20 protein-coding genes are annotated in these 18572 nt (G+C 43.5%); 16 read left to right on the forward strand and 4 right to left on the reverse strand.

The genetic code is table 11. The features are described 5' to 3' along the window. Nucleotides 1–208 precede the first annotated feature (208 nt). From B5F25_RS01830 to B5F25_RS01905, 16 genes are all read left to right on the forward strand, one after another. Nucleotides 209–1468, forward strand: a complete 1260-nt coding sequence (locus B5F25_RS01830; protein WP_087247242.1) for an MFS transporter — start codon at nucleotides 209–211, stop codon at nucleotides 1466–1468. Beyond that, nucleotides 1465–2040, forward strand: coding sequence for a bifunctional nuclease family protein (locus B5F25_RS01835; protein WP_087247244.1), 576 nt, complete (start codon nucleotides 1465–1467; stop codon nucleotides 2038–2040). Before B5F25_RS01830 ends, B5F25_RS01835 begins: the two co-directional genes overlap by 4 nt. A 14-nt stretch (nucleotides 2041–2054) precedes the next feature. After that, nucleotides 2055–2759, forward strand: coding sequence for a 16S rRNA (uracil(1498)-N(3))-methyltransferase (locus tag B5F25_RS01840; protein WP_087208812.1), 705 nt, complete (start codon nucleotides 2055–2057; stop codon nucleotides 2757–2759). A 197-nt stretch (nucleotides 2760–2956) separates the two neighbouring features. Beyond that, nucleotides 2957–4498, forward strand: a complete 1542-nt coding sequence (locus tag B5F25_RS01845) for a DUF4836 family protein (RefSeq protein ID WP_087247246.1) — start codon at nucleotides 2957–2959, stop codon at nucleotides 4496–4498. 81 nt (nucleotides 4499–4579) lie between these two features. Then, nucleotides 4580–5224, forward strand: a complete 645-nt coding sequence (locus B5F25_RS01850; RefSeq protein ID WP_087208830.1) for an ATP-binding cassette domain-containing protein — start codon at nucleotides 4580–4582, stop codon at nucleotides 5222–5224. A 29-nt stretch (nucleotides 5225–5253) separates the two neighbouring features. After that, nucleotides 5254–6444, forward strand: a complete 1191-nt coding sequence (locus B5F25_RS01855) for a hypothetical protein (RefSeq protein ID WP_022040761.1) — start codon at nucleotides 5254–5256, stop codon at nucleotides 6442–6444. Between the two features lie 7 nt (nucleotides 6445–6451). Next, entirely contained in the window at nucleotides 6452–6862 is a 411-nt protein-coding gene (locus B5F25_RS01860) for a secondary thiamine-phosphate synthase enzyme YjbQ (RefSeq protein ID WP_022040760.1), read from the forward strand. Nucleotides 6863–7130: 268 nt separating this feature from the next. After that, complete coding sequence (gene atpD / locus B5F25_RS01865; RefSeq protein WP_087208809.1) at nucleotides 7131–8660, forward strand: F0F1 ATP synthase subunit beta; 1530 nt, start codon at nucleotides 7131–7133, stop codon at nucleotides 8658–8660. A 113-nt stretch (nucleotides 8661–8773) separates the two neighbouring features. Then, nucleotides 8774–9019: an ATPase F1 complex delta/epsilon subunit gene (locus tag B5F25_RS01870; protein ID WP_022040757.1), complete on the forward strand. Its 246-nt coding sequence runs from the start codon at nucleotides 8774–8776 to the stop codon at nucleotides 9017–9019. Nucleotides 9020–9058: 39 nt separating this feature from the next. After that, complete coding sequence (locus tag B5F25_RS01875; RefSeq protein WP_022040756.1) at nucleotides 9059–9553, forward strand: hypothetical protein; 495 nt, start codon at nucleotides 9059–9061, stop codon at nucleotides 9551–9553. Then, complete coding sequence (atpB, locus tag B5F25_RS01880) at nucleotides 9468–10529, forward strand: F0F1 ATP synthase subunit A (protein WP_204247027.1); 1062 nt, start codon at nucleotides 9468–9470, stop codon at nucleotides 10527–10529. Before B5F25_RS01875 ends, atpB begins: the two co-directional genes overlap by 86 nt. 46 nt (nucleotides 10530–10575) lie before the next feature. After that, on the forward strand, nucleotides 10576–10830 hold the full coding sequence (gene atpE / locus B5F25_RS01885) for an ATP synthase F0 subunit C (RefSeq protein ID WP_013616285.1): 255 nt from the start codon (nucleotides 10576–10578) through the stop codon (nucleotides 10828–10830). Between the two features lie 14 nt (nucleotides 10831–10844). Further along, nucleotides 10845–11348 carry a F0F1 ATP synthase subunit B gene (gene atpF / locus B5F25_RS01890; RefSeq protein WP_022040754.1) on the forward strand — a complete coding sequence of 168 codons (504 nt, stop codon included), beginning with the start codon at nucleotides 10845–10847 and terminating at the stop codon, nucleotides 11346–11348. A 7-nt stretch (nucleotides 11349–11355) separates the two neighbouring features. Then, on the forward strand, nucleotides 11356–11913 hold the full coding sequence (locus B5F25_RS01895; RefSeq protein WP_087208807.1) for a F0F1 ATP synthase subunit delta: 558 nt from the start codon (nucleotides 11356–11358) through the stop codon (nucleotides 11911–11913). A gap of 85 nt (nucleotides 11914–11998) precedes the next feature. Then, the gene (gene atpA / locus B5F25_RS01900) at nucleotides 11999–13594 is read left to right on the forward strand and encodes a F0F1 ATP synthase subunit alpha (protein ID WP_087247353.1); all 1596 of its coding nucleotides are present in this window, start codon (nucleotides 11999–12001) and stop codon (nucleotides 13592–13594) included. Between the two features lie 5 nt (nucleotides 13595–13599). After that, nucleotides 13600–14493: a F0F1 ATP synthase subunit gamma gene (locus B5F25_RS01905; RefSeq protein WP_087247248.1), complete on the forward strand. Its 894-nt coding sequence runs from the start codon at nucleotides 13600–13602 to the stop codon at nucleotides 14491–14493. A gap of 391 nt (nucleotides 14494–14884) precedes the next feature. Here the strand turns inward: B5F25_RS01905 and B5F25_RS01910 are convergent, their stop codons facing one another. The 4 genes from B5F25_RS01910 to B5F25_RS01925 all read right to left on the reverse strand — a co-directional run bounded on the left by B5F25_RS01910 (nucleotide 14885) and on the right by B5F25_RS01925 (nucleotide 18525). Continuing rightward, a complete protein-coding gene (locus B5F25_RS01910; RefSeq protein ID WP_087247250.1) occupies nucleotides 14885–15850 on the reverse strand; it encodes an alpha/beta hydrolase in 966 nt (321 codons plus the stop codon). Between the two features lie 52 nt (nucleotides 15851–15902). Then, the gene (locus tag B5F25_RS01915) at nucleotides 15903–16646 is read right to left on the reverse strand and encodes a shikimate dehydrogenase (protein ID WP_022040749.1); all 744 of its coding nucleotides are present in this window, start codon (nucleotides 16644–16646) and stop codon (nucleotides 15903–15905) included. 20 nt (nucleotides 16647–16666) lie between these two features. Further along, nucleotides 16667–17407: a bifunctional demethylmenaquinone methyltransferase/2-methoxy-6-polyprenyl-1,4-benzoquinol methylase UbiE gene (gene ubiE / locus B5F25_RS01920; protein ID WP_087247252.1), complete on the reverse strand. Its 741-nt coding sequence runs from the start codon at nucleotides 17405–17407 to the stop codon at nucleotides 16667–16669. Between the two features lie 170 nt (nucleotides 17408–17577). Continuing rightward, nucleotides 17578–18525, reverse strand: coding sequence for a phosphoribosylaminoimidazolesuccinocarboxamide synthase (locus B5F25_RS01925; protein WP_087247254.1), 948 nt, complete (start codon nucleotides 18523–18525; stop codon nucleotides 17578–17580). Between the last annotated feature and the right edge of the window lie 47 nt (nucleotides 18526–18572).

An 18572-nucleotide genomic window follows, 5' to 3' on the forward strand; every position in this document is an offset into this window, starting at 1 on the left:
GGCTATCTGACGAAGAACAGGAGCGAAAAGGACCAAAAAATCGCCCAAAGCACACACGAAAACGGATACATCAAGCCAAGAAAAACTTTTTGGAGAAATTCAAAACAGCTTCTTATTTTCTTGTTTCACAATTTGTAAAGTCATAATCTTTCCGTATATTTGTTTCATTGTTTTTTATTTGGAATATATATGATTAAATGAAGCGAATATGAATGTCAAAGTTCGATTGATAGTGATGAACTTCCTGCAATTTGCTGTGTGGGGGGCTTACTTGACTTCGATGGGGACGTATCTGGCAGGAATTGGGCTGGGAGGTCACATCGGGATATTTTATGCTATGCAAGGTATCGTTTCCTTGTTCATGCCGGCGATTTTGGGTATCATAGCCGACCGTTGGGTGCCTGCCCAGCGGCTTTTGGGGCTGAGTCATTTGCTGGCTGCTCTGTTTATGGCGGGTGCAGGTTATTATGGCTTGACGGCAGGCGACCAGGTTTCGTTTCCTGTTCTGTTTGCTTTTTATTCAATGAGTGTGGCATTTTATATGCCTACATTGGCATTGTCGAATTCAGTAGCTTATTCCGCCCTTGACCGCGCAGGGCTGGATACTATCAAGGCTTTTCCACCCATTCGTACGTGTGGCACGATTGGCTTCATTTGTTCTATGTGGCTGGTGGATTTGTGGGGATTCCAATCCAATTATATGCAGTTCTTTGTTTGTGCTGGTTGGGGTGTTCTGCTTGCTATTTATGCCAACACACTTCCTGCTTGTCCGGTAAATCGTGGCGGTGGAGGTACGAAATCATTGGCTGAGGCATTGGGGTTGAAAGCTTTCCTGTTGTTCCGCCGGCGCAAGATGGCTGTTTTTTTTATATTTTCCATGTTGCTGGGAGTTTCTTTGCAGATTACCAATGGTTTTGCCAATCCGTATATTACGAGTTTCAGTGCTATTCCTGAGTATGCTGATACGTTCGGCGTTCAGCATGCCAATTTACTTATTTCCTTGTCGCAGATTAGCGAGACGTGCTGTATCCTGCTGATACCTTTTTTCCTGAGTCGTTTCGGTATCAAGAAGGTGATGCTTATCGCAATGGTGGCGTGGGTATTGCGCTTTGGCTTGTTCGGTTTTGGAAATCCGGGTGAAGGTGTGTGGATGTTTATCCTTTCGATGATTGTGTATGGTGTGGCTTTCGATTTTTTCAACGTGTCTGGCTCTTTGTTTGTCGACAAAGAAACGGATGTGGATGTGCGTTCCAGCGCGCAGGGGCTGTTCATTATCATGACCAATGGCTTGGGAGCTACCATCGGTACGCTGAGTGCGCAGGCGGTGGTCAATCGTTTTGTCGACTTCAACAGTTCGCTTCCTCAGGTAGAGGGATGGAGCCGTGCTTGGTTTGTTTTTGCTGCATACGCATTGGTGGTGGCAATCTTGTTTGCCATCGTCTTTAAATATAAACACGTGAAGGAATGAAAGAGGTTGAACTGAAGATTCTGGATATGTCATCGGTCTTGAAACCGTCAGATTCGTTTGCGTTGGTTTTGGAAGAAGTTGGGGGAGAGGAACGGAAACTGGCATTGATTATCGGGGCGGTTGAAGCGCAGGGCATCAAAATGGCGGAAATGCACTATAGGCCGCCACGTCCGTTTACGCACGACTTGTTGTTGAATGTGATGGCAGTTGGTCGTCTGCAATGTCTGAAAGGGGTTATTTATCAAGTGAAGAATGGAATATATTCCACCTATTTATATATAAGGAGAGCCGATGGGGAAGTGGATGTAGTAGATGCGCGTACGTCGGATGCCATTGTGTTGTCATTGCGGGCAGGTTTCCCGCTTTATGTATACGAAGATATTTTGGAAAAAGAACATTTGCGCAATATTTCTTCGGACGGTTCCAGCTATACGATGTCAATCAACTCGGTAGATATTGATATGCTGAAAAGGGCGATGGATGAGGCGGTTCAGTGTGAAGATTATGAACGCGCGTCGCAATTGCGGGATGAAATCCGCAAACGGGAAAATGAAGAAAACAATAAAAACTAATACAGGGAGGAATTATGCATACATTTTATACGCCTGACATAAGGACTAAAGCGGAGTTGCCCGAAGAAGAGGCGGCTCATTGTCTGCGTGTGCTGCGGCTTACCGTGGGAGATGAAGTCTTGTTGACCGATGGAAAGGGGTTTTTCTACAAGGCTTTGATAGATGGCATTGCCGGGAAGCGGTGCCGTGTAAAGGTTATTGAAACCATTGCTCAGGAACCGCTTTGGACAGGACATTTGCATCTTGCCATGGCTCCTACGAAGAACATAGACCGTACGGAGTGGTTTGTGGAGAAGGCTACCGAGATTGGTTTTGATGAACTGACATTTTTGAATTGCCGTTTTTCGGAACGTAAAGTGGTGAAGAATGAGCGTATTGAGAAAATTGTGATATCCGCAGTCAAGCAGTCGCTAAAAGCACGGAAACCCTTGGTGAATGGAATGGTAGATTTTGCCAAGTTCGTGTGTAAGGACTTTCCGGGGCAAAAATTCATAGCTCATTGTTATGAGGGAGAAAAGCCTTTGTTAAGGAACGTGCTGAATCCGGAAGCTGGAGCAGTGGTACTGGTGGGGCCTGAAGGTGACTTTAGTCCGGAAGAAGTAAAGCTGGCGGAATCTTTCGGCTTCCAGCCGGTAAGCCTGGGAAAGTCAAGGCTGCGGACGGAGACGGCGGCATTGGTATCGGTGCATTTGATGAACTTGGCACATGTGAATGAATAAATAATAAAATGAATGTCTGCAAACAGCCAATATGTACCCCTGAAAAATGAATATATACTGCATGTGCGATTGAATATATACTTCATCCGCCTATGGATATATACTTCATCTGCCAATGCAGTACTATTGCGTTTTCAACTTAGTTAGATGGGGGTAGATGCGGACATTAATAATAAATTTTTTAATATATAAATGTTATGATACAGAAGAAGACAATAAGTGTCTGGATGGCCTGTTGGACGATGCTTGTGGGGATGATGGTGTCTTGTACAGGCGGAAATGAATATGAATCTGCTTTGCCCGAAGACGCTGCTTTGGTGATATCCGTCAATCCCGTGTCTATTGTCGATAAAAGCGGATTGTCGGGAGAAACAGGAAAAAACGCTGTGCAAAGGCTGGGAGATGCATTGAAAAGTGGTATGCAAGGCTCCGGGCAATTAATAGACAAGATAATTGAAAACCCTTCGGAAAGTGGTATTGATTTTCGCAGGAATCTTTATTTTTTTATGGAATCGCAATCTATTTCGGCCGGGATGTTGGCACGTGTGTCTGACGAGGGGAAGCTGGAAGAGTTATTCAAGGCTTTGAGCAAGCAACAGATTTGTTCAATGCCGATGGAAGAGAATGGTTGTTCGTGGGCGGTTATGGGAAATGTGCTTGCGGCCTACACGTCAGATGCATTACTGTTGCTGGCCGACCCTAATGGAGGTGCACCGCAAGATCTGTTGCATACTGCTTCGATGTTGTTGCGCCAAGGCGAGAAAGAAGGTTATCGTGCCACTTCGGATTTTGCGAGGATGAAGAGTGGGAATGGAGATGTCATAGCTTTGGGAACGCTTGATTTGATTCCCGGACGTTACGTGACTCCGATGATGATGGGTATTTCCGGTGACATGAAGATGAAGGATGTGAAATGTATGGCGGAGGTTACTTTTGGAGAAGGGAAGATGACCGTTGACTTTACTGACCTGACAACGGATCCTGTGATGAAGCAGATGAAAGACAGGCAAATGCAAGTGTTCGGGAAGGTGACGGGCAAGTATTTGGATTTTTTCCCTGCCAATACGAGCTTCTGGTTATCGGTGAATGTGGATGGAAAGAAGGCGTATGAAATGTTGAAAGAGCATCCAGTGTTCAATAACCAGTTGGAAAATTCGATGATGCCTGTCGATTTTGAGGCCATATTCAGTGCATTGAAAGGAGATATGGCAATTGCGGGTGATTTGCTGGCGAATAAGTTTATTGCGTATGCTGATGTGACAGATAATGGCTTTCTTCAGACATTCGAGGACTTGAAACCTTTGCTCTTGCTGACAGGCGGGCAGATGAAACTGATAAACCGTGGAACTTCTGCATACGAATTTTGGATGATGGATGGCAGTATGCTTGGCATGCGTCCTGGAAGTTTGTCTTTCTGGTTTGGGGTCTCTGACGGAAAGTTTTATTTTACCAATGATTCCCGGTTGGTAGATGCATCTGTGGAAGGACTCTCTTTGCGTGATTGCCCGTGGGGGAAGGAAGTGAAGGGAAAACGTTGTTTTTATGCAATGAACCTTGCTGTGTTGCTGGAAATTGGGCAATCATTTCCAGACCGTCCTGAAATGGAGGCGCTCAGGTTTGTGAAGGGGTTGGATTACCTTGTCATTGAATCGGTTGATGCGGAAAAGTCACGGATGGAACTGATAATGAAAGACAAGAAGCAAAATATTCTCCGTGTGCTGTTGAGTTCGATAAATTAAAGTGTGATTCATGCGTTCGGGACGGTATTTGTCAGAGCAATGGGTATCGTTCCCGAATGGAAGAATAAAGAATGGAAGACAATGGAAACAATAGAGTTGCAACAAACGTTGCCGGAAGTATTTGCCGGCAAGGATATGGTTATCTCAGATGTATGGCATCGGCAGATAACCTTTCAAAAAGGGAAGATTTATCTGCTGGAGGCAGCTTCGGGTACAGGTAAATCTTCTCTTTGTAGTTTTATTTATGGGTATCGGAAAGATTATCAGGGTATCATTACTTTTGACGGGCGTAATGTGCGCAGTTTTTCGGTGCGTGAATGGGTGGATTTGCGAAAACGTTCGTTGAGTATGCTTTTTCAGGAAATGAGGTTGTTCGGAGAATTGAGCGCAATCGAGAATATCCGGTTGAAGAATGCATTGACCCGCTATGCTTCGCGGAAACAGGTTGACGAGTGGCTTTTGCGTTTGGGGATTGATGGAAAAAAAGAGCAAAAGGTAAGCCGCATGTCATTTGGGCAGCAGCAACGTGTGGCGTTTGTTCGTGCCTTGTGCCAACCGTTTGACTTTATTTTCTTGGATGAACCAATCAGTCACCTTGACGATGGAAACAGCAAAGTGATGGCAGATATACTTTGTGAAGAAATCGGTAAACGTGGTGCAGGGGCGGTGGTGACGTCCATTGGTAAACATTTGCCTTTGGAATACGATAGGGTGTTGTCATTGTAGTTTAATCATAAAATGTTCATTATAAAAATATGATTTGGAAGTTATTGAAGCAGCATATCAGCCTTTCTCAATTACTGGGTTTTTCATTGGCAAACGTGTGTGGAATGGTAATCGTGTTGCTTGCTGTACAGTTTTATCGGGATGTTTTGCCTATGTTCACTCAGGAAAACAGTTTTTTGAAAGGTGACTATATCATTATAAGTAAGAAAGTAAGTACGTTAGGTACAATTGTAGGCAAGCAGACCACATTTTCAGCTGGAGATATTGCAGAGATAGAAGAACAGCCATTCGTGAAGCGTGTGGGTAGTTTTTTACCTTCTCAATTTAAAGTGATGGCTGGAATGGGGTTGCAAGGCATCAAGATGTCTACCGATTTGTTTTTTGAATCGGTTCCAGATGCGTATGTCGATGTGCAGTCGGAGGAATGGAAATTCAATCCCGAGTCGAATGTCATTCCTATCATCATTCCTCGTAATTATTTGAACTTGTATAATTTCGGGTTTGCGCAAAGTCGGAATTTGCCTCAGTTGTCTGAAGGGATTATCGGTATGGTAAATTTGGATATCCGTTTGGTCGGGAATGGGAAAACCGAGCAAATGAAAGGTCATATCGTAGGTTTTTCCAGTAGGTTGAATACAATATTGGTACCTGAATCTTTTATACGTTGGGCAAATGCACGTTTCAGCACAGGAGTTGAGGCTGAGCCTTCACGATTGATTGTTGAGGTGGGTAATCCAGCCGATGAACGCATCGTGCAGTTTGTCCAGCGCAAAGGCTATGAGATGGAAGGGAACGAACTGGAAGCTGGAAAGACAGTTTGGTTTTTGAAATTGATTGTCGGGGTGGTTTTGTCTGTCGGTTTGTTGATAAGCGTTTTGTCTTTCTATATTTTGATACTTAGTATTTATCTGTTGTTGCAGAAAAATATGCGAAAGCTGGAAACATTGTTGTTGATAGGTTATAGTCCGGCGCAGGTGGCAAGACCCTATCAAATGTTGGCTGTTGTGCTGAATCTGTCTGTGTTGTTGCTGGGCATAGCTATCGTAATAGGGATACGCGGAACTTATTTGCCTGTGATAACTTCGTTGCTTCCTGATGCGGGAAATGAAAGTCTGTTGCCGGCTTTGTTGACGGGAGCGTGTGTCTTTTTACTGGTGTCTGTCTTGAATATAGTTATGGTCCGTCGGAAGGTGGACGGGATTTGGATGCATAAAAAGTAAGTGACTTATGATTGAGCAAGTTGAATTTTCGTTGAAACCTCGAAGAAGAGGATTTCATTTGATTACTCAGGAGGTTGCAAGCCATTTGCCTGTACTTCCAGAAAAAGGTCTGTTACATTTGTTTGTAAAACATACCAGTTGTGCATTGAGCATCAATGAAAATTATGATCCCAGCGTGCGAAATGACATGGAATGTATTTATAATGATTTAGTGAAGGAAAATCAGCCTTATTACACTCATACTGATGAAGGTTCGGATGACATGCCCAGTCATGCCAAATGTAGTTTGACGGGGGTGTCACTGACTATTCCCATTACGGATGGACATATGAATTTGGGTACTTGGCAAGGTATTTATTTATGCGAGTTCAGGGATTATGGTGGGGCGCGCAGAGTGGTAGCTACGATTGTCGGATAAATTTGTCGTTCTCGCACACGATACCGTTTTCAGAACTTTTTCTGTGAATAATTGTTTAAAAAGTAAGCTGTAATGACAGTCATGTTAATATCTTGTTTCACGTTAGGTGGGAAAAGTGGTTTTTTTATAAAAAAATGTTATGTAGAATGACAGGTTTATAAGATATTTATTTAAATTTGCATAGATGATTTGGTCAAACATTGAACAATTGTAAAACTTGTTTCAGGTAACACAGAATATTGAATCTATAATAAAAAGAGTAAAGCTTATGTCAAAAATCGTTGGACACATTTCGCAGGTCATCGGTCCGGTGGTCGATGTGTACTTCAAATTGGAAGAAGGACAGGATGTGGAAAAATCCTTGCCGAAAATCCACGATGCGTTGACTATCGTTCGTAACGATGGGCGTACGCTGGTAATCGAAGTGCAGCAACATATCGGTGAGGATACCGTACGTTGCGTTGCCATGGACAGTACGGACGGATTGAAGCGTGGAATGGAAGTCGTACCTGCCGGTCATCCGATTTCTATGCCGGTAGGAAATCAGATTAAAGGACGTGTGATGAATGTCGTAGGTGATGCGATTGACGGTATGACGGAACTGGATAAAAAAGATGGTTTCCCGATTCACCGTGAGCCGCCTAAGTTCGAAGACCTGGCTACATCACAAGAAGTTCTTTTTACAGGTATTAAAGTTATCGACCTTTTGGAGCCTTATTTAAAAGGAGGTAAAATTGGTTTGTTTGGTGGTGCGGGTGTAGGAAAGACCGTGCTTATCAAAGAGTTGATTAACAACATTGCCAAGAAACACAATGGTTTCTCTGTCTTTGCCGGTGTAGGTGAACGTACGCGTGAAGGTAATGACTTGTTGAGAGAAATGATTGAATCTGGGGTTATCCGCTATGGTGATGAGTTTCTGAAGAGTATGGAAGAAGGAAATTGGGACTTGTCGAAGGTGGATTACAAGGAAGTGGAGAAGTCACAGGTATCCATGGTGTTTGGCCAGATGAATGAGCCTCCTGGTGCACGTCAGTCTGTGGCTTTGTCTGGTCTGACGCTTGCAGAGTCTTTCCGTGACCGTGAAACGGGTGAAAACGGTCCCCGTGATATCTTGTTCTTCATCGATAACATTTTCCGTTTCACTCAGGCTGGTTCTGAGGTATCTGCTTTGTTGGGACGTATGCCTTCGGCTGTGGGTTATCAGCCTACGCTGGCTACTGAAATGGGACAGATGCAGGAACGAATCACTTCTACCAAGAATGGCTCCATCACTTCTGTGCAAGCGGTGTATGTGCCTGCTGATGACTTGACGGACCCGGCACCTGCTACAACTTTTACACACTTGGATGCCACAACGGTGTTGAGCCGTAAGATTACGGAGTTAGGAATATATCCGGCTGTAGACCCGTTGGATTCTACTTCACGTATCTTGGATCCGTTGATTGTGGGGAAAGAACATTATGAGACTGCCCAACGTGTAAAACAGATTCTGCAGCGTAATAAGGAATTGCAAGACATCATTTCTATTTTGGGTATGGATGAATTATCTGATGAAGATCGTCTGACCGTGAATCGTGCGCGTCGTGTACAGCGTTTCTTGTCACAGCCGTTTGCTGTTGCCGAACAGTTTACTGGTGTACCGGGTGTAATGGTTTCCATTGAAGATACGATTAAAGGTTTCAAGATGATTCTGGATGGTGAGGTAGATTACTTGCCTGAACAGGCATTCTTGAATGTGGGAACGATTGAAGATGCTATCAAGAAAGGCGAGAAATTGCTTGCGGCAGCGAAAGGATAAGGATTTTGGTTTTAAGTTTTTTGTTTTTTTATTCTATAGTGAGCTAGGCTATAGAAACTGTAAGTAAAAAACAAATAAGCTGAAGGACTGACAAACTTAAAAATGAATGACTAATGAAAGAACTTCATCTGGTTATCGCTTCACCTGAACGTACTATTTTCGAGGGAAAAGTAGATATGGCTGTTTTACCAGGAGAACTTGGAGAGTTCCAAGTGTTGGTGAATCATGCGCCGCTGATTTCATCGTTGATGGCTGGAGAAGTGAAGTATACGACTGGGACAGAATCGCAGTCCTTGCAAATTAAGGGTGGATTCGTAGAAGTCAGAGACAATCAGATATCAGTTTGCGCTGAACTCTGAAAAAGAGAGATGTAGCAAAGTTAAAGCTGTATTGGCAAAATGTATTTGAAGACCGTAAAGAAGAAATTCATAGAGGAGCTTACTGTGGCAAGCATTGTTCTTACAGCAGGAATGGGATTGATTTTTCATTTCGTTATTCCAACGTGGTACTTTGTTTGGTTTCCGATTATCCCTGTGTTCTTTTATCTGTTTGGTTTTTTATACATCTTTATGTTCGCATTCGGTTATGAATTAGGAACGGACAAGATAGCAATGACTTACCTGATATGTAAAGTGCTGAAATTGATATTAAGTGCTTTGATACTGGTTTCCTATGGATTCGTGATAAAAGAAGACGTAGTGGCTTTTGTGGCGGCTTTTGTCTTTTATTATTTTGCGTTTCTGGTTTTCGAGACCCGTTTCTTCCTTCGCTTTGAAGCGAAACTGAAATTAAGTAAACAAGTAAAAAATGAAAAGAATACGGTACATAGTATTGACGCTGCTGCTGTTGTCGGCAATTCCGACAATGACGCTGAGGGCGGAGACCGGCGGTGAAGAAGATATAGATGTGAACGAACTTATTTTCGGGCATATCGGTGATGCTTACGAGTGGCACGTGGTCACAGTAGGTGATACACATCTCACCATTCCGCTCCCAGTCATTGTGAAAAGCAGTACGGGCTGGCATGTGTTTTGTTCTTCCCATCTTGCGGAAGGAAAAGAATATGAAGGTCTGTACATAGCCGAAGGAGGAGCTTATGACGGCAAGATAGTGGAGAGGAATGCTGCTGGCGAAGAGGTGAGACCCATTGACATTTCCATTACTAAAAATGTGCTAGGCTTATTCATCAACAGTGCCTTATTGGTAGTGATTATGTTAAGTTGTGCACGTTGGTATAAAAAACATGCTTTGGAACAAGGTGCCCCAAAGGGTGGTGTGGGAATGGTTGAAGCGACAGTAATGTCCATATACAATGATGTGATCAAAGGTTGTATAGGGGAGGATTACAAACGCTATGCTCCTTATTTGCTGACTGCTTTCTTCTTTGTGCTGGTGAATAATCTGATGGGATTGATTCCAATATTCCCAGGAGGTGCTACAGTGACTGGTAATATTGCTATTACTATGGTGCTGGCAATATGTACTTTCCTTTTTACCAATATTTTTGGTACAAAGGCATATTGGAAAGAGATTTTTTGGCCTGAGGTTCCTACATGGCTGAAAGTCCCCATTCCTATGATGCCGTTGATTGAATTCTTCGGTATATTCACTAAACCGTTTGCCTTGATGATTCGTCTTTTCGCCAATATGATGGCGGGGCATGCTGCTTTGTTGAGTTTGATTGCTATCATTTTCATCACAGTTAAGGCCGGTGCTGTCATCAATGGTTCGATGACGGTTGTCGCTGTGGCATTCGGTATTTTTATGAATGCACTTGAACTTTTGGTCGCATTCATCCAAGCGTATGTGTTCACGATGCTTTCGGCGGTGTTTATCGGTTTGTCGAGAGTGAAAGAACATCATGAATAAAAAGGACAATAAATTAAAAAGTATAACCAATTAAATTTTTAGAATTATGTTATTATCAGTTTTATTGCAGGCTGCTGCAGGTGTTGGCATTAGTAAATTGGGCGCTGCTATCGGCGCAGGTATCGCAGTATTGGGTGCAGGTATCGGTATCGGTAAAATCGGTGGTGCTGCCATGGAAGCTATGGCTCGTCAGCCGGAAGCATCTGGTGATTTGCGTATGAATATGATTATTGCTGCTGCTTTGGTCGAAGGTGTTGCCCTTATCGCCATTGTGGTTTGCTTGTTGACATTGTTCTTGTAAAAAAAATGTAGCTTATGGGATTATTAACTCCGGATCCGGGGCTAGTGTTTTGGATGATTATTACGTTTGGTGTCGTTTTCGTTTTGTTGGCGAAATATGGATTCCCCGTAATCATTAAGGCAGTAGAGGACCGGAAAGCATATATTGACAATTCGCTGAAAGCAGCACGTGAAGCCAATGAACAATTGGCAAACGTGAAGCTTGAGGGTGAAAAGATCTTGGCTCAGGCACGTGAAGAGCAAAACCGCATCTTGAGTGAGGCTGCCGTCACACGTGACCGCATCGTGAAAGATGCTCAAGATAAGGCTATAGTTGAAGGCCAGCGTCTGATGGCAGAAGTGAAAAAGCAGATTGAGACTGAAAAGGAAAGTGCAATCCGCGATATTCGTCGTCAAGTAGCTGTGCTTTCAGTCGAAATAGCTGAAAAGATTATGCGGAGCAAGCTTATTGATGCCAAAGAGCAAAATGCTTTGATAGACCGTATGCTGGATGAAATGCTTGAATCTTCAAAAAAATAATTAGGTTATGAATACGGGAGTTGTTTCCAGACGTTATGCAAAGGCATTGCTTGCTTATGCCAAGACGGTGAATAAGGAAGACAAAGTGTATCAGGAAATGAAAAGACTTGCTACCTATTTTGACCGTGTTGCCGATTTGCGTCATGCAGTGGAGAATCCTGTATTGGATGTCCAGACAAAGCTGAAATTATTGCATGAAGCAGCTGGCGGAGCCAATGTAAGCGACGAGCTGATGCGTTTCTTTAGTCTGGTATTAGAAGAAAAAAGAGAAAAATTCTTGCAGTTCATGACCTGGTCGTACATTGATTTGTATCGTGAGGATAAAAACATTCTCATCGGCAAGTTAATGACTGCTGTGCCATCACCCAAATTGGAAGACTACTTGAAAAAGTCTTTGTCAAAAAGTAACAATAATGCTACTATTGAATTGGATACGAAAGTGGATTCTGAACTGATTGGTGGTTATATCGTAGAGGTCGCCGGGTATCGGATGGATGCCAGTGTGGCTAATCAGTTAAAGCGTGTGAAACAGCAGTTTATAGCAAAAAACAGGAGAATCATTTAATAGAATTGAGAATTTTGAAAGGGGAGAAGCCATGAGCTTCTCCAACTTTCTATTTTTGATTCTTAATATTCAATTTATTAAGCTTATGCCAGAAAATAATAATATCAAACCCAGTGAAGTTTCGGAAGTGTTACTCCAGCAGTTGCAAGGAATAGACACTTCTCTGAAATTCGATGAAGTAGGTACCGTGCTTCAGGTGAGCGATGGCGTGGCTCGTATTTACGGATTACGTAATGCTGAAGCCAATGAATTGCTCCAGTTTGAGAACGGACTTATGGGAGTCGTGATGAATCTGGAGGAAGACAATGTCGGAGCCGTCTTGTTGGGACCTACCGATCAAGTGAAAGAAGGGATGGTCGTTAAGCGGACTAATCGTATTGCCTCTATTAATGTAGGAGAAGGTATGTTGGGACGTGTTATCGACCCGTTAGGGGTACCTTTGGACGGACGTGGTGAAATAGGAGGAGATACTTGTGAAATGCCTTTGGAACGCAAGGCACCGGGAGTAATTTTCCGTCAGCCTGTGACTGAACCGTTACAGACAGGTCTGAAAGCTATTGATGCCATGATTCCTATTGGACGTGGACAGCGTGAGTTGATTATTGGTGACCGTCAGACAGGTAAGACAGCTATTGCCATCGACACTATTATCAACCAGCGTCATAATTACGAAGCAGGAGATCCTGTATATTGCATTTATGTGGCAGTAGGTCAGAAAGGTTCCACTGTTGCGAGCCTTGTAAATGTATTGCGCGAAAAAGGTGCGATGGATTATACGATTGTGGTAGCTGCTACTGCATCCGATCCTGCAGCCTTGCAGTATTTTGCACCATTTGCAGGTGCAGCTATCGGTGAATATTTCCGCGATACGGGCCGTCATGCGTTAGTTGTTTACGATGACTTGTCAAAGCAGGCTGTCGCTTATCGTGAAGTATCTTTGATTTTGCGCCGCCCTTCAGGCCGTGAAGCCTATCCGGGCGATATTTTCTATCTGCATTCTCGTCTGTTGGAGCGTGCGGCAAAGATTATCAGCCAGCAAGAGGTGGCAGAAACCATGAACGATTTGCCTGCAAGCCTGAAAGGGAAGGTGAAAGCGGGTGGTTCGCTTACCGCGTTGCCTATTATCGAGACACAGGCAGGCGACGTTTCGGCTTATATTCCTACCAATGTGATTTCTATTACCGATGGTCAGATATTCTTGGAAACAGACTTGTTCAACCAAGGCTTCCGACCTGCCATCAACGTGGGTATTTCTGTATCCCGTGTCGGTGGTAGCGCACAGGTCAAGAGTATGAAGAAAGTGGCAGGTACGTTGAAAATTGACCAGGCTCAGTATCGCGAACTGGAGGCTTTCTCTAAATTCAGTAGTGATATGGACCCCGTTACTGCCATGGCTATCGACCGTGGCCGTAAGAACAACCAGTTGCTTATCCAGCCTCAGTATTCACCGATGCCGGTAGGCGAGCAGGTTGCCATCTTGTATTGTGGAACACACTCGTTGATGCGTGATATTCCTATTGATAAGGTTCGCGCATTTCAGGATGCGTTTCTTACTACGATGCGTGCTAATTATCAAAAAGATGTATTGGATGTGTTGGCAAGTGGAAAAATCAATGACGAGGTGACAACAATCATCGAAAAAGTAGCGGCAGACACTGTAGGACAATTTAAAGACAAATAATCATCATGGCATCACTGAAAGAAGTAAAAGGAAGAATCAATTCCATCAACGGGACGCTGAAAATCACTTCGGCGATGAAGATGGTAGCCTCTGCCAAGCTCCATAAGGCGCAAGGCGACATTGAAAATATGCTTCCTTACGAACGAAGACTGCACCATATGCTCACTAATTTTTTAAGTTCGGGACAAAGTGTGGAGTCGCCTTTCATTGTGAAACGTGATGTGAGGAAGATTGCGATTGTCGTGTTTGCATCGAATAGTAGTTTGTGCGGGGGATTCAATGCAAATGTGATTCGCCATTTGCAGGAAACGGTAGCAGAATATGCTCAGGCAGTGCGGAAGGATGATATCCTGATTTATCCGGTAGGACGTAAAGTGGCTGATGCTGTCAAGAAGATGGGATACACTCCAATGGGTGACTATCAACACATGAGTGGAAAGCCCAATTACAAAGAAGCATCCGATTTGGCAGAGGAGCTTATTGACCGTTATTTAGCTGATGAAATTCAGGAGGTCATCTTGCTGTACAACCATTTTAAGTCTTCATCTTCGCAGATTCTGACCAAAGAGGCGTATTTGCCGCTTGATTTGTCTGCAGAGCAGAAAAATCAAGAAGGGGAAGACAATACGCGGAAATTCCACATGGAGGCTGATTATATTATTGAACCTTCGGCAGAACGGGTGATGCAGGAACTATTACCCAAGGTACTGCGTCTGAAGATTTATACCGTTTTGCTTGACTCGGCTGCAGCCGAACATGCAGCACGTACGATGGCGATGCAGATTGCTACGGATAATGCCAATGACTTGCTTCAAGAGCTTACATTGCTTTATAATAAGAGCCGTCAGCAGGCAATTACCAATGAATTGCTTGATATTGTGGGTGGTACGATGGCATGATTGTTGTTGTAGGGAAGAAGGTAATTGATTCCCAACCCCGGCAAGTTAGGATTATTTTATAAGAATGGCATATGAAAATGGCGAGATCATTTCATATGCCATTTTTTTAGGGATACCTGGCGTATGGCTACTACAAGGGTTATCTTCTCCAATGAAGAGGATGATTCTTTATTTTTCCGGTATGTAGAATTTGTCATTAAATGAATGCCGCCAACAATCGATACATACCTCTGAAAAATGAATATATACTGCATACGCGGTTGAATATATACTGCATCTGCTTACGGATATAACTTCATCGGCAAATGCAGTACTACTGCGTTTTCAATTCAGCCGGATTGGCTAAATGAGGACATTCGTTAATTGGGGAATATGAAAGGTGTAGACCAACTTATTTGCTAGGCTTAGGAGAAAGATAAGGCATTATAAAGTCTTGTACTTTTTTTGTATATGTCTGAGGATAGTCACGGTAGGAGTGTGCATGGTCTACTCCTGGTACAACCCATAAGGATTTGGGTTGAGGCTTAGCATCGTAGAGCTTGTATATCATATAGGTAGGGACGAAATCATCGTTTCCACCATGAATGAATAGCATCGGGAGGTGACATTTCTCCACTTGATTTAGTGCTGAAGCTTCGTGAAAGTTCCATCCGTTCTGAAGTTGGCATATCCAACTGGTGATATACAGCAAGGGGAATGCAGGCAGGTGAAACATTCCTTGCAGTTCTTTTTCAAACTGGTCCCATACACTGGTATAGCCACAATCTTCTACAAAACATTTAATGTAAGTCGGAAGCTCTTCGCCTGAAAGCATCATTGTTGTGGCTGCTCCCATTGAAATGCCGTGAACTACAGTACGGAGAGAATCGCCAAAAAGGTGGGGGGCTACATTTAACCATTGCATTACGTCTTTCCTGTCAAGCCACCCCATTTGGATCGCATCACCTTCTGACAAACCGGAATAGCGCAGGTCGGGCAACAATACATTGAAATCAAGCGAGTGGTTATAGAGGTATCCGATATGAAACATGCGTATGGCATTATCTGTATATCCGTGTATGATAACTGCAGTATTTGCCGTAGGTTTGGAAGAATAGGCATAGAATGCATGCAGGCGGATACCATCGGGAGCAGTGATAAAAGTATCGCGTAATGCATTGCATTGTGTCAGACTGTCTATCCAAGGCACAACTTGTGGATAAGTTTCGCGTATGTAAGTCATTGAGCCTTTTATGTCTTTCCCACGGTTAATAGGCCGTAAGGAAAAGTCAAGCATATACAAGCCTGCTCCAATGAAGATACCTGCCAATACAAGGATTCCCACTATGGCGCTGATAAGAATTTTCTTTTTTTTCACTGCACAACCTGTTTATTAGTTATTAATGGCTTGTTCTGGTAGATGCGGAAAATCATTTGTTCCAGATTTCCCATGAACCGAATGCTTGTAGCAAAAGCATTTCCAGTCCGTTTTTCACCACGGCTCCCTGATCACTTCCTTTTTTCATAAAAAGTGTCGTGTCGGGGTTGTATAAGAGGTCGTAGAGTAAGTGTCGTGAGGTAAGACATTCGTAAGGAATATCAGGACATTGGTCGGCTTGCGGATACATACCTACAGGGGTACAATTGACGATAACTTTGTATTCGTCCATTATTTCGGGAGTGATTTCCTTGTAGGTGATGGTATGGTCATCGTGTCGGTTTCGGGAAACGAATCGTGTTTCTAGCCCGAGTTGCTTCAAACCGTAGTTGATAGCTTTAGATGAACCTCCTGTACCTAAGATGAGAGCTTTTTTATGGTAGGATTCAAGTAGTGATTCTATTGACCGCGTAAAGCCGATGACGTCAGAATTGTATCCTGTCAGCCTCAGCTTGCCTTTTGTCCATTCGAACTTGATGACGTTGACCGCACCGATTTCGGCAGCTACAGGGTCTATATGGTCGAGATAAGAGATGACTTTTTCCTTGTAAGGGATAGTGACATTCAATCCGCAAAGGTCGGGATTGGTTGCTGTTACTTTGGGAAACTCGTCAATGGTGGGTATTTCGAAGTTAACATATTGTGCATCGATGTTTTCTGAGGCGAACTTCTCATTGAAGAAGTTTTTGGAAAAAGAATGTCCCAGTGGATAGCCTATCAAACCAAATTTTTTCATAGAATAAAATTTATAAAGTATTATTTAGTGGCAAAATAAAGCGTGCAGACGCCCAAAGTCAATCTTTTGAATTTCACTTCCCGGAAACCTGCTTTGCAAAGAATTCCCTGCATTGCCTCTCCTTGTGGGAAAGCCTTGATGGAGTTGGGCAGGTAGGTATAGGCACTGTTGTCTTTCGAAAACAGTTTCCCCAGATTAGGGATAACGATTTTTGAATAGATGGAGTAAAGTTGCTTCATCGGGAACCATTCAGGTTCTGACAATTCTAGAATTACAAGATGCCCTTCGGGAACCAGTACCCGGTGCATCTCTTGCAGGCCTTTATCAAGATTCTCGAAGTTACGTATGCCGAAAGCTACGGTAATGGCATCAAAGCGGTTATCCGGAAAAGAAAGGGTCGTGCAGTCTTCTTTGGCGAAAGAAATCTGCTTGTCGAGATGCATTTGTTTTACTTTTTCGCGTCCTATGTTCATCATACCTTCCGAGATGTCGGTTCCTATTAATTCTTCGGGTTGGAGCATACGGTAGGCTTGGATGGCGAAGTCTCCTGTTCCGGTAGCTACATCCATGATGTGTTGCGGCCGGTAGGGTTTAAGCAGGCGGATGGCTTTACGCCGCCAGCTTTTGTCGATGTCCAAAGAAAGCAGGTGATTCAGTTTGTCATAAGCAGGTGCGATGTTGTCGAACATTTTTTCTACCTGTACTGCTTTTCCTTCGCTTTCGTTATAGGGCTTGATTTTCTCTTGTGGATAATGGGTCATAGGAGCTTTTTTAATGTGCTAATTGTTATAATGAACAATGTGCTAATGTGCCAATGAGTTTTTTAATGTGCTAATGAATAATGTGCTGATAGAAAAAATATTCCCACATTAGCACATTCTCTCATTAGCACATTGTCATATTCTCACATTGTTACATTGTCACATTTTTATCATTCCATCAAATAATTCATCACGTTCTTTTCGATACGTTCGCTCAGATGGTCGGTATCGGCTTTGACAAAAGGTTCGCCGGTGATGTGCTCATAAAGTTCGATGTAACGGTCGCTGATGGACGATACTATCTCTGGAGTCATTTCAGGCACTTTTTGTCCTTCTTTGCCTTGGAAGCCATTGTCCATCAGCCATTCGCGGACAAATTCTTTCGAGAGCTGGCGTTGCGGTTCTTCGTTTTCGAAGCGTTCCTGATAGCCTTCCAGGTAGAAGTAGCGGCTTGAGTCTGGAGTGTGGATTTCATCCATCAGGTAGATTTCACCGTTGTGTTTGCCGAATTCGTATTTTGTGTCTACCAGTATCAGGCCTCTTTGGGCAGCGATTTGTGTACCACGTTCAAAGAGGGCAAGTGTATAGCGTTCCAGTATGTCATATTCTTCGGGAGTAGCTAATCCACGTGCCAGGATTTCTTCTTTTGAGATGTCTTCATCGTGCATACCCATTTCCGCCTTGGTGGTAGGGGTGATGATGGGATGAGGAAACTTTTCGTTTTCACGCATATTTTCGGGCAGACGCACGCCACAAATTTCACGTACACCGCTCTTATAGGCACGCCATGCACTTCCGCACAGATAGCCGCGCACTATCATTTCAATGGGGAATCCTTGGCACAATACGCCTACGGTTACCATGGGGTCGGGAGTAGCAAGTTTCCAGTTGGGGCAGATATCGGCGGTAGCATCCAGAAATTTGGCTGCGATTTGGTTCAGCATCTGTCCTTTATAAGGGATACCTTCGGGCAAAACCACGTCGAAAGCGGAGATGCGGTCGGTTGCCACCATAATCAGTTTCTCATCATTGATGTTGTACACATCACGTACTTTTCCGTGATATACACTTTTTTGTCCCGGAAAGTGGAAATCGGTTTTTGTCAATGCTTTGCTCATAGTTTTATATTTTATTATATTTTTAATTAGGTGACAAGTTTTCAGTG

The organism is Bacteroides sp. An19, from assembly GCF_002160215.1.
Classification (GTDB): domain Bacteria; phylum Bacteroidota; class Bacteroidia; order Bacteroidales; family Bacteroidaceae; genus Phocaeicola; species Phocaeicola intestinalis.

Coding starts and splice junctions, on each gene's coding strand:
- B5F25_RS01830 (WP_087247242.1), top strand. CDS start 209: ATGAATGTCAAAGTTCGATTGATAGTGATGAACTTCCTGCAATTTGCT.
- B5F25_RS01840 (WP_087208812.1), top strand. CDS start 2,055: ATGCATACATTTTATACGCCTGACATAAGGACTAAAGCGGAGTTGCCC.
- atpE (WP_013616285.1), top strand. CDS start 10,576: ATGTTATTATCAGTTTTATTGCAGGCTGCTGCAGGTGTTGGCATTAGT.
- atpB (WP_204247027.1), top strand. CDS start 9,468: ATGAAAAGAATACGGTACATAGTATTGACGCTGCTGCTGTTGTCGGCA.
- B5F25_RS01915 (WP_022040749.1), bottom strand. CDS start 16,646: ATGAAAAAATTTGGTTTGATAGGCTATCCACTGGGACATTCTTTTTCC.
- B5F25_RS01855 (WP_022040761.1), top strand. CDS start 5,254: ATGATTTGGAAGTTATTGAAGCAGCATATCAGCCTTTCTCAATTACTG.
- B5F25_RS01870 (WP_022040757.1), top strand. CDS start 8,774: ATGAAAGAACTTCATCTGGTTATCGCTTCACCTGAACGTACTATTTTC.
- B5F25_RS01895 (WP_087208807.1), top strand. CDS start 11,356: ATGAATACGGGAGTTGTTTCCAGACGTTATGCAAAGGCATTGCTTGCT.
- ubiE (WP_087247252.1), bottom strand. CDS start 17,407: ATGACCCATTATCCACAAGAGAAAATCAAGCCCTATAACGAAAGCGAA.
- B5F25_RS01835 (WP_087247244.1), top strand. CDS start 1,465: ATGAAAGAGGTTGAACTGAAGATTCTGGATATGTCATCGGTCTTGAAA.
- B5F25_RS01905 (WP_087247248.1), top strand. CDS start 13,600: ATGGCATCACTGAAAGAAGTAAAAGGAAGAATCAATTCCATCAACGGG.
- B5F25_RS01845 (WP_087247246.1), top strand. CDS start 2,957: ATGATACAGAAGAAGACAATAAGTGTCTGGATGGCCTGTTGGACGATG.
- atpA (WP_087247353.1), top strand. CDS start 11,999: ATGCCAGAAAATAATAATATCAAACCCAGTGAAGTTTCGGAAGTGTTA.
- B5F25_RS01925 (WP_087247254.1), bottom strand. CDS start 18,525: ATGAGCAAAGCATTGACAAAAACCGATTTCCACTTTCCGGGACAAAAA.
- B5F25_RS01850 (WP_087208830.1), top strand. CDS start 4,580: ATGGAAACAATAGAGTTGCAACAAACGTTGCCGGAAGTATTTGCCGGC.
- atpF (WP_022040754.1), top strand. CDS start 10,845: ATGGGATTATTAACTCCGGATCCGGGGCTAGTGTTTTGGATGATTATT.
- B5F25_RS01860 (WP_022040760.1), top strand. CDS start 6,452: ATGATTGAGCAAGTTGAATTTTCGTTGAAACCTCGAAGAAGAGGATTT.
- B5F25_RS01875 (WP_022040756.1), top strand. CDS start 9,059: ATGTATTTGAAGACCGTAAAGAAGAAATTCATAGAGGAGCTTACTGTG.
- atpD (WP_087208809.1), top strand. CDS start 7,131: ATGTCAAAAATCGTTGGACACATTTCGCAGGTCATCGGTCCGGTGGTC.